The following is a 13605-nucleotide window of genomic DNA, read 5'->3' as shown; positions in this document are numbered from 1 at the left end:
AATATTTAATGCCTCTTCGTTGGCAAAGAGTACCTTTTTCGTTTCATCAATTCCAATAACGGGATCATGCATATTATCGATCAATGTCTCTATCCGTTTTTTTCCTTTTAGAATTTTGTCGAGTTTGCTTTCCGAATATTCCTCTAGTTTTTCCGCCATTGTATTGAACGATTTTGCTAAATCACCGAATTCGTTATGACTCTCGAAATGTACGCGCTTTTTATAATTTTGGCTAGCGATTTCTTTGATACTGTCGGTAAGTTCTCGAATTGGATTAGCAATATTAGAAGGTAAGTTCACTAAGAGAATGAACGCAATAACAAAGCATAACGTACCTGTGATTGCGATAACGACAATGGCTTTTTGTGCCGTATTACCGGCAATGTCACTTTTCCTATTAATCGCTTCCATATTCAAGCGCATGAGTTCAGTGATATCTTTTCTTATGGAGGAAGTCAACGCAGAATCGTCCGATTGCTCTCTGAGTTGCGTAAAATGCTTGACAATAAGATTTGTGGCTTCAATTTCTCCCACCTCTGTCACATTCCGCTTTTGTAAATCCAAATTTTCCTGAAAAGTTTCCATAGCAGATCTATCCGAGGAAATGTCCTCCAGAGACAGCAACATGTTTCGGGAATATTGTAATGTATTGTAATTGGCAACTAGGATGTTGTTGGTATCTTGTTTCAACCGGTTTATATACCAACCACTAATAGCAGCCAAAGCAAATATCAATAGGAACAGCAGCCCTACTCCGATTGTTAATTTTAGTTTTATTCTCATTTTATGATAATATTACGAGATCTATACTCTCGTGTGACAGCTTGTTCAACAAAGCATTAAATGTATCCGTTGCTAGAATAATTTTAGCCAAGGTTATGTGCGGTTTTCCAATACAAACAGTCGTTATCTTTCGATCCTCACATTCCTTCATGATGGCTTTAGTTGTATTTTTTGCTTTCACTTTTATAATTTCAGCACCCAATTCGGTGGCAAGTTTAAAATTGTTAATCAGAAAACGCTGCTTATCTAACGCTATTTTTTCTGGACTCTCCTTGGGCGTTTGTACATACATCACAAACCATTTGCTATTGTAATAGTTTGCTAGCCGAGCCGTTTTGCGAATGACATTTTTTGCTGTTTTTTCATTGGAGCTAATACAAGCTAAAAATCGTTCTTTTTTGATATTTCGTGTAAGCACGACCTCGGTTTCCACCTTGCGCTGTACTTGGGAAGCGACCTCTTTCAATGCCAGTTCCCGTAGTTGTAAAATATGCTCACTCTTAAAAAAATTGTTGAGCGCTGCGGTAATCTTCTCTGTTTCATAAATTTTGCCCTCTTTGAGCCGATCGATGAGGTCTTCTGCTGTCAGATCGATATTAACCACTTCATCTGCTTGGGCCACTATACTGTCAGGAATACGTTCCTGCACGTCGACACCAGTAATCCGGCGCACTTCTTCGTTCAAACTTTCAATATGCTGGATATTAACTGCGCTGATGACATTGATGCCGGCATCCAATATATCAATAATATCCTGCCAACGCTTTGTGTTTTTACTACCCTCGATGTTCGTATGCGCCAGCTCGTCAACAATGACGACTTCCGGACGGAGATTAATAACGGCCTGCAGGTCCAGTTCTTCTAGTTCTTTCCCTTTATAAAAAAGTTTACGCCTTGGTATAATAGGCAAGCCGTCGAGTAGTGCATGTGTTTCGGTCCGGTTATGTGTTTCGACATATCCGACTTTCACATCGATACCATTTCGCAAAAGCGTATGGGCTTCCTGCATCATTCGGTACGTTTTCCCCACGCCAGCGCTCATCCCAATATAGAGCTTAAATTTCCCTCGTCGGGATTTTTGGATGAGGTCCAAAAAATGTTCAGCACTTTTTCTTTCGTCCATACAGTTGCTTTCGGCTATAAATTTACTATATTCTTCCTAGATGGGTTATTACCTGAAATGGTATATTTAAAAGTACTAAAAATGTACTGCCAATGAGGTTATCGCCACAGGATTTCCTTTTTTCATCATGTCATCTCGATCTAAGAAAACGGCATCTTTGCTGTTTAAGGTTTTAACTTCTGTACGCCAGACTAGGTTGGGTAAGACTCGATAGTCTACATTAAGGGAAGCGCCAAACGTGCGAAAACCATTTTCGGTTCCCGATGCGACAATTACACCATTTATGTCATTGTAGTACTCCGCTCTTGCTGCAACGCTTAACTTTTGTATTGGGCTATATTTTGCAATCAATACGGAAGTATACCAAGTATCATAGTCGCTACTAGACTTTTCTTTCTGCTGTGCACCTATATCCAGTCCAGCGATCAACGAAAACTGACGACTTAACTCAAACTGCCCGTACAAGTTGTGAAAATAACGCATTTTACGCTTATCGTCTGGAAAGTCGTTGCCAATGAATGAACTGCTGTTCAATGTGACTTTTTCCGACGGACGGTAAGTTAACTGATGTCCAAAAGCAGGCGTGCTGTTACCTTCCACGCGTTGAATACGTTGCCAACCGTTCAAGATCAACAACGCTATATTCCATTTTCCGTTATCGGTACCATAAGACAATCTAGCGCCAGTTTCAAAATAAGGAGAGTTGTCCGCCATCATACTCCTAGTCAACGTAAAGCAATCGGCTCCAATTGCGCTTTCGAATCCAATGTGAGACGGCAGAATGCCAACGTCTAGCCATAGGTCACTTGTTCTTGAAAGCTTCACTCCTAGATTCGCTTCGTAAATATTCTTCAACACACCCTCTTCTGCAGCGTAATTGGTATTCATATAGGATCCTACACCTAAACCGAGATTAACGCGAACTTTTTCGGTTTCATATGCAGCTTTTATCATTCCTAGATTTACACTTACCTCGTTATTACGATTATGGCTGTATACAAATCCAGGTCTAGTATTCGACGTCGGGTTATTGAAATCGTGCTGATAGTAGACTTCTGCATACCCACCGATGGTCAACATCCTTTCTTCTGTATTCTGAGCATGTAGACTCCCAACTGCTCCCAGTAGAGCAACTGAAAACATAATTATTTTTTTCATAAAATTGACTATAAGAACCCACATCGTCATAAGCGTGTGGGAGGAACTGAGTCACTCTTCCCTCTTTGGTTATTAAATAATACTTTCTCTGCCAACATCCTTGTCTACCATTACACCGCGCGGACTTTAATCTATGTAATCACTAAAGAATCAAACAGATAAATTGTGCTCAACGAAATCGGAAGGCATGAATGTTTGTGAGTGTTACTCACTTAGTTTATCCAGCTCGATGTTTAATTTCAGTACATTGATTTTTTCTGGGCCGAATATTCCCCATAAAGGGGTTTCCGTATGGCTCTCTATTAACTGATTCAATCGATCTTCGCTGATCCCTCTTGTTTGCGCAATTCGTTGTACCTGTACTTTTGCGGCTTGAACTGAAAAATTGGGATCCAGACCACTACCGCTTTCGGTAAGCAGATCGACGGGGATTTCCGATTTATCAACCTGAGGATTACGTAACAAAAAGGTATCTATACGGGCCTGAACTTCTGCGAGGTATTCCTGATTGGAAGGTCCTTTGTTACTCCCTCCCGAACCCGAGGCATCGTAATCAACAGCTGAGGGTCTAGACCAAAAGTATCCGTCTTGGGTAAAAGTTTGACCGATATTAGCGTAATACTTTCTACCGTTGTGCTCAACGAGTTCCCCTTTGCCGGAATTTGGAGCAAGCTGTGCGATACCCCAAACGGCGAGCGGGTAAATAACGGTGAAGAAAAATATCATCACGAACGTTAGTTTGATAGCGGGCAAAATATGTTTTTTCATTATAATTTATTTTTTACAGCGTTGAAACATTAAAAGATTTCTCTTTCACTGCATTCATCACCCTTGTTGTTTTAAATGGTTAAAAGAAGACCGATATTATCATATCTATTAATTTAATCCCAGCGAAAGGCACCAATACTCCGCCAAGGCCAAAGATTAGTAGGTTCCTGCGGAGCAAGGCACTTGCCCCGATAGCTTTGTAAGCAACCCCTTTTAAGGCTAACGGAATCAACACCGGAATAATGATCGCATTAAAAATTACTGCCGATAGGATGGCACTCTCCGGGCTGTGAAGGTTCATGATGTTCAATCCCTGCAAAACTGGTATCGCGCTGATAAAAAGCGCTGGAATAATAGCAAAATATTTAGCTACGTCGTTAGCAATACTAAAGGTTGTTAATGTACCGCGGGTCATCAGTAATTGTTTGCCAATTTCAACCACTTCAATCAATTTAGTAGGATCATTATCCAGGTCTACCATGTTACCAGCCTCTTTTGCTGCTTGTGTCCCACTGTTCATCGCAACGCCCACGTCGGCCTGTGCCAATGCCGGTGCATCGTTTGTTCCATCTCCCATCATCGCCACTAACCGGCCCTCGGATTGCTCTTTTTTGATATAATTCATTTTATCTTCGGGCTTAGCTTCGGCAATAAAATCGTCTACACCGGCTTTCTCTGCAATAAATTTAGCCGTTAGCGGATTGTCACCTGTCACCATTACCGTTTTTATTCCCATCTTCCGAAGACGTTGAAAACGTTCCTGAATACCGGGTTTGATGATATCTTGCAACTCTATTACGCCTAAGGAATGTTCATTCTCTGACACCACTAGTGGGGTTCCGCCATTTTTGGAAATCGAGTTTGCTTGTTCCTCTATTTCTTTTGGAAATGCGTTTCCTGCCTGTACGATCAGGTCTCTAATCGAATCAGTTGCACCTTTTCGGATACGTGTATTTTCATAGTCAATACCCGAACTACGAGTTTCTGCCGTAAATTTGACGAACGTAGGATTTTTTACGTGATAGCTCAATGGATCAATCGCGGCCAATTCAATGATGGATTTACCTTCCGGGGTTTCGTCAGCCATCGAACTTAGTACAGCTGCTTTAATCAACCTTTTTTCATCGATACCGTTGGCAGGATAAAAATGGGTTGCCTTTCGGTTTCCTATTGTTATGGTTCCGGTTTTGTCCAGCAAAAGCACATCGACGTCTCCTGCAGTTTCAACGGCTTTGCCACTTTTTGTAATTACATTTGCTCGTAACGCTCTATCCATACCCGCAATACCAATAGCGGATAATAAACCTCCGATCGTTGTCGGTATCAGGCACACGAACAATGAAATAAAGGAAGCGATGGTAATACCCACGTTCGCATAATCCGCAAGCGGTTTTAACGTCACACAAACTATGATGAATACCAAAGTAAAGCCCGCTAGTAGTATGGTCAAGGCTATTTCATTAGGCGTCTTTTGTCGGGCAGCACCTTCTACTAAAGCAATCATTTTATCTAGAAAGCTTTCCCCTGGCTGCGTGGTTACTTGAACGACGATCTTATCTGATAACACTTTTGTTCCGCCAGTTACCGAACTTTTATCGCCACCTGCCTCCCGGATTACCGGTGCGGACTCGCCGGTAATGGCACTTTCATCAATGGTCGCCAGACCTTCTATAATCTCCCCATCGGAAGGGATGGTGTCACCGGCTTCACAGATGAAAATATCTCCTTTTTGCAATTGTGCTGATGATACCGTTTTACCCGTTTTTAGTCTCGCCGGCGTTTCCTCTCTGGTTTTCCGCAGACTGTCCGCCTGTGCCTTTCCTCTAGCCTCGGCAATAGCCTCGGCGAAGTTGGCGAACAATAAAGTGAGCAACAAGACGATAAATACTATGAAATTATATCCAAAACTTCCTTGGCCTTCGGCTCCCAACAGGGTCAATACACTGACGATCAGCATGACCAAGGTTCCTATCCAGACAGTAAACATGACCGGATTAAGGAACATCGATTTAGGGTGTAGTTTCACAAAAGATTGTGTCAGTGCTTGCTGAACCATATCTTTTTGGAACAGTGATGTATTATTGTTCATTTTTAATTTCTTTAAACGGTTTTAATAAAGTGAAAAATACTCCGCAATAGGGCCTAAAACCAATACTGGGAAAAATGCTAGCGCTGCGACGATCGCAATAACAGCAAATACCATCAGTCCGAACGTGGCTGTGTCAGTCTTTAACGTTCCGTCTCCTGCTGGAATAAACTTCTTTTCAGCTAACAATCCGGCTATAGCTACCGGACCGATAATCGGCAGGAAGCGAGAGAGTATAAGGACAAATCCCGTACTGATGTTCCACCAAAAAGTATTATCTCCCAACCCCTCGAAACCGCTACCATTATTTGCCGACGATGAAGTAAATTCATATAACATTTCGCTCAGACCGTGGAATCCGGGATTATTTAATGAAGCCATTGTATGCTGTGGTGATGCAGCTGCCAACGCAGTCCCAACGAGTATCAGGAATGGATGCAAAAGGGCAATTATCATCGCTATCTTCATTTCTCGGGCTTCTACTTTTTTACCAAGAAATTCAGGCGTTCGACCGACCATCAAACCGCTGATAAAAACCGCTAATATGATAAAAATAAAAAAGTTCAATATCCCTGCACCAACTCCTCCATAAAAGGCGTTTACCATCATTGCGAGCAGTTCATTCATGCCCGATAATGGCATCGAACTGTCGTGCATAGAGTTGACTGAGCCCGTAGAAATCACAGTGGTTACAATACTCCAAAATCCCGACGCCGGAGCGCCTAATCGTATTTCTTTTCCCTCCATCGCCCCTAATGAATTATCGATGCCCATGGCAGCAATAGCCGGATTTCCCTTCATCTCCATATTGACATTTGGAAGCGCAAGGATCAAAAAACCTATTGTCATTACGCCAAATATCATCCATGAGAGCTTTTTTCTATTGATAAAGTAGCCAAAAGCAAACACCATCGCCATAGGCACAATCAGCTGCGCAATCATCTCGACCATATTGGATAGATAAGAGGGGTTCTCCAGCGGATGAGCAGAGTTTACACCAAAGAAACCTCCGCCATTGGTTCCTACATGTTTGATTGCGACAAATGCTGCAACAGGACCTCTGGAGACTTCTACCGAATCACCTTGTAAAGTCGTTATAGCATCTTTCCCCTCAAAAGTCATCGGAGTACCTTGGAAAGTGAGGATAATCGCAACAATAAATGAAATTGGCAATAAGATCCGTGTACAGGATTTTACAAAATAGCTGTAAAAATTACCCAAAGTTGTCGCCGATTTATCTTTGAATGCCTTAAACACTAACACCGCTGCAGCCATTCCAGTACCAGCACTTACAAACTGTAAAAACATCAGCCAATATTGCCCGAGATAACTTAGTCCTGATTCTCCCGAATAGTGCTGCAAATTACAGTTCACGACGAACGAGATCACCGTATTAAACGCGAGATCGGCTGGCATGTCTGGATTTCTATCTGGGTTTAGCGGAAGGCTTCCCTGAGTCATCAGGATGAGCATTCCTAGGAGAAACCAGATCAAATTAATCGTAACTAATGCTACCATCTGTTCCTTCCAGTTCATTTCTGACTGCGGTTTGATGCCACCGATTTTGAAAAATATCCTTTCTATTGGATTCAATACTGGATCGAGTAGCGTTTTTTCGCCAGCATACACTTTTGCAATATATTTTCCCAATGGTATTGCAAGCAATATCGATAGGGTAAACATCACAATTATTCCTAAAATTTCTGTATTCATTTTCTTTTTTTAATTTGGTTTTTAAACGCTATCAATATGCTTAAGCATCCCTATACAACCGGCAATATCAAAATACCCCTGTGCCACTGCGCAGATAGTCGTCTTGAATCTTTTTGATACTTAAAATGACTTAAAATTTTTCCGGTTTAAGTAACACGTAACACATGTATGCAAAAACACCCGCTGCTACTATTAATAATATTGTCATAGACGTACTTTGTATGTTAGATAATTGTTGTTTTGAAGTTCATAGATACTCTTCAGGTTGCTCGGAATGAGCTGATAGATATAAATCCATTGCTCAGCTGTGCAACGTCTTTTCATTCCCGCGAATGAGCGTACAAAAAGGTTCTCAATAATTTCCTTTACATAAACGTTACCTCTTTTGTACAGCCATCCGATAAATTTAATTTTCGTTCCTATTTTCTCAATTTGTCCTTTGGAAAGTAGAAGATTAATATGATTTACGATCGCTTGAAATATTCCAGCAAAATTTTTATGATCCGATAATTTGCTTATTTCCTCCTTAATTTCGCCGTAGTGATACGCCAAGTAAAAACTGGCTGCATTTTCATTTATATTATTCATTTTCTTATTCGCATTTATTCCTAGAAATATATTATATGGACAACCGTGAAGAGGCAAAAAAGAAGGGGTCAATCCCGCTCACTTTTACCTGGTAGAGCGTTGCTTCTTTCTCGAGCGGATTCTTTGTCATTTAATTATCCAATATCGTTTTGATATACTCTTTTCGTAACTCATTAGGAAAAAGCGCAAGATGTTTTCGTAGACTTCCGGGACTCTCCTCTGCCGAGAGTGTTGTTAGAAATTCATTCTCAATAGCGTTGCGGGTATATTGATTACCCTCTTGATAAAGCAGGTTGACTACTTTCGTTATTTTCTCTACATCTTCCAGTTCGCTTTCCAGACCGGAACTGATTTTTTGTGCACAAGCCTCTGCTAGCTTATGTAGCAGAAGGTAATCTGCAATTGAGTTATCCAGACTATCTAGGTCGGGAATTAATCCGACAATCTCCGGAGACCATTGGCGTATTGTATTGATAATTTTCGTTTTCATTTTTAGTATCAGATTTTCTCAAAGAACTCAATTGACTTAATGAATAGACCGAAACAGGCTACGCCCGCCATGACTAAAATTATTGTTATCATTTCTATAAAATTTTAAGGTTACTTTGCCTAAATGCTCGACGAAAGTTTCAGAAACAGTCGCCGAACGCGCTGGGAGCCAAAATGGGTACGCACCGGGTATTACCTGAGACGGGAGTAGTTCTCCTAGTTGCTTCGATTTGATGTTCCTTTTTCTCATTTTTCGATTCTTTGATAGCTACAAGCCAAAATCCATTCCAGCGAAAAAAACAACATCATAAATACTTAAATATAAGATATATATGTGTTTTCCGTAACGTTCTGAACATAAAAAACACTATCATTTTGATAAGGTCGTTATCAAAATGATAGACTAACAATAGTCTGTTTAGTGATCGCTAAACTTAAAGGATGAAATAGCATGGAGGAGTGGACATACCGGGCGTCGCATTAATATCGATAAAGCGTAGCATATCTTATGCAAACTCGGACATTCCAACAAACAGCTGTGTCTATTTCAATTGCAATCTGAAACGATGACAGGCTAATAAAACCTTTTATCTGCTATAAGTTTCAAATCGAAAATTTGGACGGTGAGAAATTATTAAAAAAGCACAGAGCATAGATGACATTGCTGCTGAGCGGATTAGTGGTTTATAAAACGGAGCGTAAAACCCAGATGTCTTTAGCCTGTGGGATGTAAGCGACTACCCGTGACCAGAGTAGGTACCCACGGATGGTCTCAGGAGACACCTCATCAATAGAGCAAACCAAGTATCCATCTGACCAGAAAGTATGTTCTTTCCAAAATGTTTAGATAAGAATGGCTTATGAGTTGAATGCCGGATAGGGTAAGTAGACTCGTGCTTTAACTCACAAGGGCAAAAATAGAATGACGGTTTATTTGATTTTGTACTCCTCAATTTTTCTATAGAGTGTCGCTACTCCTATCTCCAATAGTCGGGCAGTTTCAGCTTTATTACCACCAGTATGATTGAGAATTTTTTGAATATGCAGTTTTTCCGCACTGGCCATAGAAAACGCCGAGAGGACTTGTGATCCCGTATTTTTATATTGAAACTCTGTCGGTAAAGTATCCAAATCCAACGTATCTGTATCCGCAAGAATGACACTTCGTTCAATAACATTTTTTAATTCACGGATATTGCCCTTCCAGGCATTGTTTTCCAAAGCAGCAAAATATTCTTCTGTTGGCTGCAAGGATTTCCTATTTGATTTCAGCGCAAATATTCCCACATAATACTCGGTCAATAGCTTAATGTCTTTAGGTCGTTCTCGTAAAGCAGGCAGATGAATTCCAAATACCGAAAGGCGGTAGAACAGATCACTACGGAAATGCTCTTTTTCAATTTCTTCTTCCAGATTACGGTTAGTAGCGGCAATAATCCGTACATTAACCTTAATTTGCTTGGAATCCCCTACTCGGAGCAATTCCCCGGTTTCCAATACCCGCAAGATTTTCGCTTGTAAATCCAGCGCCATCTCTCCGATTTCATCTAAAAAAATGGTGCCATTATGGGCCTCTTCAAAAAGCCCCTTCTGGTCTTTCGCAGCGCCAGTAAAGGCGCCCGCTTTGTGGCCAAACAATTCGTTCTCTAAAAGATCCTTACTGAATGCTGAACAGTTGATCGCTACAAAATTTTGATGAGCCCTTTGACTATTTTGATGTATTGCCTGCGCAAAAACTTCTTTACCTGTCCCGGTTTCGCCCGTTAATAAAACGGTCGCATCGGTGTTAGCCACCTTCTGTGCAAGCTCGATTGCTTTAAGAATGGGCTTAGATTTACCAATTATTTTATCGAATGAGTGTTTTTCACCCAACTGTTTTGTTAACTGTAAAACTCTTTTATTTAAAGTAACTTTTTCACTTGCCTTGTACAATAAAGGAATGATCTTATTGTTATCATCTCCCTTGGTAATATAGTCAAATGCTCCATTTTTAATTGCTTGGACACCGTCCGGAATATTCCCAAAGGCAGTCAAAAGAATAACTTCAACAGCAGGATATTTCTCTTTGATTATTTTCGCTGTTTCCACACCGCTACCATCCGGGAGCTTAACGTCGCATATGATGACGGCTATCTCCTCTGATTCTAACCGCTGCAAGCCCGACTTGATAGTCGACGCCTGAAAAACCTCGAATCCTTCAAATCCAATGATTTTTGAAAGTAGGTTTCTTAACTTTTCCTCGTCGTCTATTATAAGTACTTTAATCACTGTTGCGCTAAGTTATAAAACACAAATCTACAATTATTAGGAAACTTTCTGTCGGTATTTTAACGGTCCCGGATAAATCGCCCCTGGTTGTCATTGCTCACTCTATTTAAAAACATTCTCTGAGGCAATACGCCGAGCCAAGCGCCGTGTCAAACTACAGCTGTAATGTTACCGTCTTCTTACTTTGGGCTGATTCTATAGCAGCTTCAAGTATCTCGACCGTAACCACGTTAACGGGTAATCCATACAGGTCATTTTCTTCCAAGACTAACCCTCCGTTGACAACAGCAGACAATACCGAAAATGGGTCGTTAAAGGGCGCCGGACGCGGACTCAATTTTAATGTTTCTTCCCCCTGATCCTCTCTCACCCGTTGGCGAAGAGTAGTCGCATCAGCGGCAATCGCATATCCAGCGGTGCCATAAACTTCCATATCTTTTCTCGAGAATGGCCAGTTCCAAGAAGCTTGAATGATACACTGTGCTTTAGGATACTGCAGAATAATAGTCGCTTCATCGTCAACCTCTTTGTAGATCTGCGGTTTATTTTGCTGTGTAACAGCCGTTACCGATATAGGACGCATACCATCCATTAACCACGTCATTAAATTCGCACCATAACATCCAAAATCTATCAGTGCACCCGCGCCGTTCTTCATTGGATCGGTAAGAATTTTAAAAAATTCGTCGCTAACGCCAATCTCTTTTGGGCCTTGATGGCCATCGTTGACGACTACCTTTCTTATTTCGCCCAATTGACCCGTTGCCAGCATCGTTTTAATTTGTTGATTGCTTTGATACCAAGAGGTTTCAAAATTTGTTAAAACGTGGGTCTTGTGTTTACCTGCTAACGCTTGAATTTCTCTCGCATCAGCGGACGTCGTTGCTAAGGGTTTCTCGACCATCACATGGATATTGCGTGGGGCACATGCTCGTACGACCGTAATGTGCTCACTGATTGCGCCAAACGCGGATACCGCGTCGGGTTTTAAGGTATCCAACATTTCCTCTAGATTAGAAAAGAAACGTCCCTTATCAATATTATATCGCTGTGCATACCGCTCCACCAACTGAGGATCGGTCTCATAAATGCCTACCAGTTCGATATCCTTTTGGTCCTTCCTATTAAATATCCAGTCGACATGTCCATGACTTAATCCGGCCACAGCAACCTTTAAAGGTGTCTGAGAAAACGTTGAGGAAACAAATAATATAAAAAGACATGTTAAGAAGATAGATTTCATAGCGCGATTTTTTGTTAGCGTTAAAATAGCTATTTTCTTCAAGACTAATTCACTATATTCGGTTTTACTTCACTTTTCAGCAAACTAAACTAAAAATACGCGCGTGAAAACAGTATTAAAGTTTACCTCTTGGATACTCGGCATTATGCTATTAATAATAGCGTTACTCCTTTGCCTTTTCAATAGTAGTCCCAAACCCTCTACGTGGGTCATAAAACAACTATTTAAGGGTAATCAGACGATCCAAGACAGTATAGGCTACGCGGAGGTAAGGGACAAGGTCACGGCTATAAATAACATAAGATATCCGTCCGTACATGCCGATAATACCCTAGATATATACTTCCCAACTGGGAAGACGCATTTACCTGTACTTTTTTGGCTCCACGGAGGTGGGTTTGTTGGTGGCGACAACGTAGGACTGCGTGAATTCGCGACCTATCTTGCCGAAAAAGCGCAAATAGCGGTGATCTTAATCGACTACGAAAAATCACCGGATTTGCATTATCCTGGACAAGTGTTACAAACAGGACAGGCGATAGAATTCATACTCGGCAGGCAGGCGAATTATCCTATGTTCAATCTTTCAGCAATCGCATTTGGAGGCGATTCGGCCGGTGGCCAAATTGCCGGTCAATATACACTCGTACAAACCAATCGTGACTATGCGAAAGCTCTTGATATCGAGAGGCAGCCAATTAAGGATTCCGTAAAGTGTTTTATCAGCTACTGTAGCCCGCTGAATTTAAAACAAATGAAAGATGTAAAACTAGAAAGCCGTTTCATGAAATTTTTCGTCGGGACTGTGAGCTGGGCATGGCTTGGGAAAAAAGACTGGAAAACCTCAAAGGAACTGCTGCAGGCTTCCCTGGTGGATCACCTTACCGCTGAATTCCCGGCAAGTTTCATTACGGATGGAAACACTTTTTCTTTTGCCGATCAGGGGATTATGTTCCACAATCGATTAAAAGAGTTGTCCGTTAATAGTGAGGCCCTGTTCTACGAAGATAGCAGCGAGCAAGTCAATCACGAATACCAATTTAATTACCAAACTGCCCAAGCTCAGGACTGTTTAGAGAAAACGGTAACCTTCCTAGACAAATATCTCAAAGCCGGTCAAGAACAGTGACGAAGAGCCGTTTGAATGATAAAGCTAGCCCACTCTGGGTCAAGCAAGAACAATTAAGCTGAACGCTCTGACTTAGCCCTTTTATTTTTAAAGGCGATCACCATGCTTGCTGCAAGAAAACAAACCATCGCAATAACGGTCATTGCGATTAGCGGCTTATAGGTGTGATAGGTGTCCGCATGCTGGATAAACATCAACCTAAAGATACGCAGGAAATGCGTCGAGGGAACCACATTGGCAATCCACTGTACCCAAAA

General features: G+C 41.3%; 13 protein-coding genes and 1 pseudogene. 1 reads left to right on the top strand and 13 read right to left on the bottom strand.

Features of this window, described 5'->3' with window-relative positions; genetic code table 11:
- The 12 genes from HP439_RS12835 to HP439_RS12775 form a co-directional block, all read right to left on the bottom strand.
- On the bottom strand, positions 1-783 hold a 783-nt coding region (locus HP439_RS12835), incomplete at its 3' end, for a HAMP domain-containing protein (protein WP_172390737.1).
- Position 784: 1 nt separating this feature from the next.
- Positions 785-1906, bottom strand: a complete 1122-nt coding sequence (locus tag HP439_RS12830) for a sensor protein KdpD (RefSeq protein WP_172390736.1) — start codon at positions 1904-1906, stop codon at positions 785-787.
- Between the two features lie 75 nt (positions 1907-1981).
- On the bottom strand, positions 1982-3064 hold the full coding sequence (locus HP439_RS12825) for a porin (RefSeq protein ID WP_172390735.1): 1083 nt from the start codon (positions 3062-3064) through the stop codon (positions 1982-1984).
- A 204-nt stretch (positions 3065-3268) separates the two neighbouring features.
- Entirely contained in the window at positions 3269-3832 is a 564-nt protein-coding gene (locus HP439_RS12820) for a K(+)-transporting ATPase subunit C (RefSeq protein ID WP_172390734.1), read from the bottom strand.
- Positions 3833-3911: 79 nt separating this feature from the next.
- On the bottom strand, positions 3912-5921 hold the full coding sequence (kdpB, locus tag HP439_RS12815) for a potassium-transporting ATPase subunit KdpB (RefSeq protein ID WP_172390733.1): 2010 nt from the start codon (positions 5919-5921) through the stop codon (positions 3912-3914).
- 21 nt (positions 5922-5942) lie between these two features.
- Entirely contained in the window at positions 5943-7631 is a 1689-nt protein-coding gene (gene kdpA, locus HP439_RS12810) for a potassium-transporting ATPase subunit KdpA (RefSeq protein WP_172390732.1), read from the bottom strand.
- Between the two features lie 130 nt (positions 7632-7761).
- On the bottom strand, positions 7762-7839 hold the full coding sequence (kdpF, locus tag HP439_RS19770) for a K(+)-transporting ATPase subunit F (protein ID WP_172390738.1): 78 nt from the start codon (positions 7837-7839) through the stop codon (positions 7762-7764).
- A complete protein-coding gene (locus HP439_RS12800) occupies positions 7836-8219 on the bottom strand; it encodes a DUF7674 family protein (RefSeq protein WP_172390731.1) in 384 nt (127 codons plus the stop codon). Before HP439_RS12800 ends, kdpF begins: the two co-directional genes overlap by 4 nt.
- 130 nt (positions 8220-8349) lie before the next feature.
- Positions 8350-8709: a DUF7674 family protein gene (locus HP439_RS12795; protein ID WP_172390730.1), complete on the bottom strand. Its 360-nt coding sequence runs from the start codon at positions 8707-8709 to the stop codon at positions 8350-8352.
- Positions 8710-8745: 36 nt separating this feature from the next.
- Positions 8746-8958, bottom strand: a complete 213-nt coding sequence (locus tag HP439_RS12790) for a hypothetical protein (RefSeq protein ID WP_172390729.1) — start codon at positions 8956-8958, stop codon at positions 8746-8748.
- Positions 8959-9638: 680 nt separating this feature from the next.
- Positions 9639-10976 carry a sigma 54-interacting transcriptional regulator gene (locus HP439_RS12780; protein WP_172390728.1) on the bottom strand — a complete coding sequence of 446 codons (1338 nt, stop codon included), beginning with the start codon at positions 10974-10976 and terminating at the stop codon, positions 9639-9641.
- 154 nt (positions 10977-11130) lie between these two features.
- Entirely contained in the window at positions 11131-12219 is a 1089-nt protein-coding gene (locus tag HP439_RS12775) for a Gfo/Idh/MocA family protein (RefSeq protein ID WP_172390727.1), read from the bottom strand.
- A 103-nt stretch (positions 12220-12322) separates the two neighbouring features.
- Between HP439_RS12775 and HP439_RS12770 the strand changes: the two genes are divergently transcribed.
- Positions 12323-13348 (top strand): alpha/beta hydrolase fold domain-containing protein, encoded by a 1026-nt coding sequence (locus HP439_RS12770; protein ID WP_172390726.1) that lies wholly within the window; start codon positions 12323-12325, stop codon positions 13346-13348.
- 53 nt (positions 13349-13401) lie between these two features.
- On the opposite strand, the pseudogene HP439_RS12765 reads toward HP439_RS12770, so the two are convergent.
- Positions 13402-13605: pseudogene (locus tag HP439_RS12765) on the bottom strand (ABC transporter permease); the annotation flags it as partial.

Source organism: Sphingobacterium shayense (assembly GCF_013179575.1).
GTDB lineage: Bacteria > Bacteroidota > Bacteroidia > Sphingobacteriales > Sphingobacteriaceae > Sphingobacterium > Sphingobacterium shayense.
This window is presented reverse-complemented; position numbering and strand designations above follow the sequence as displayed.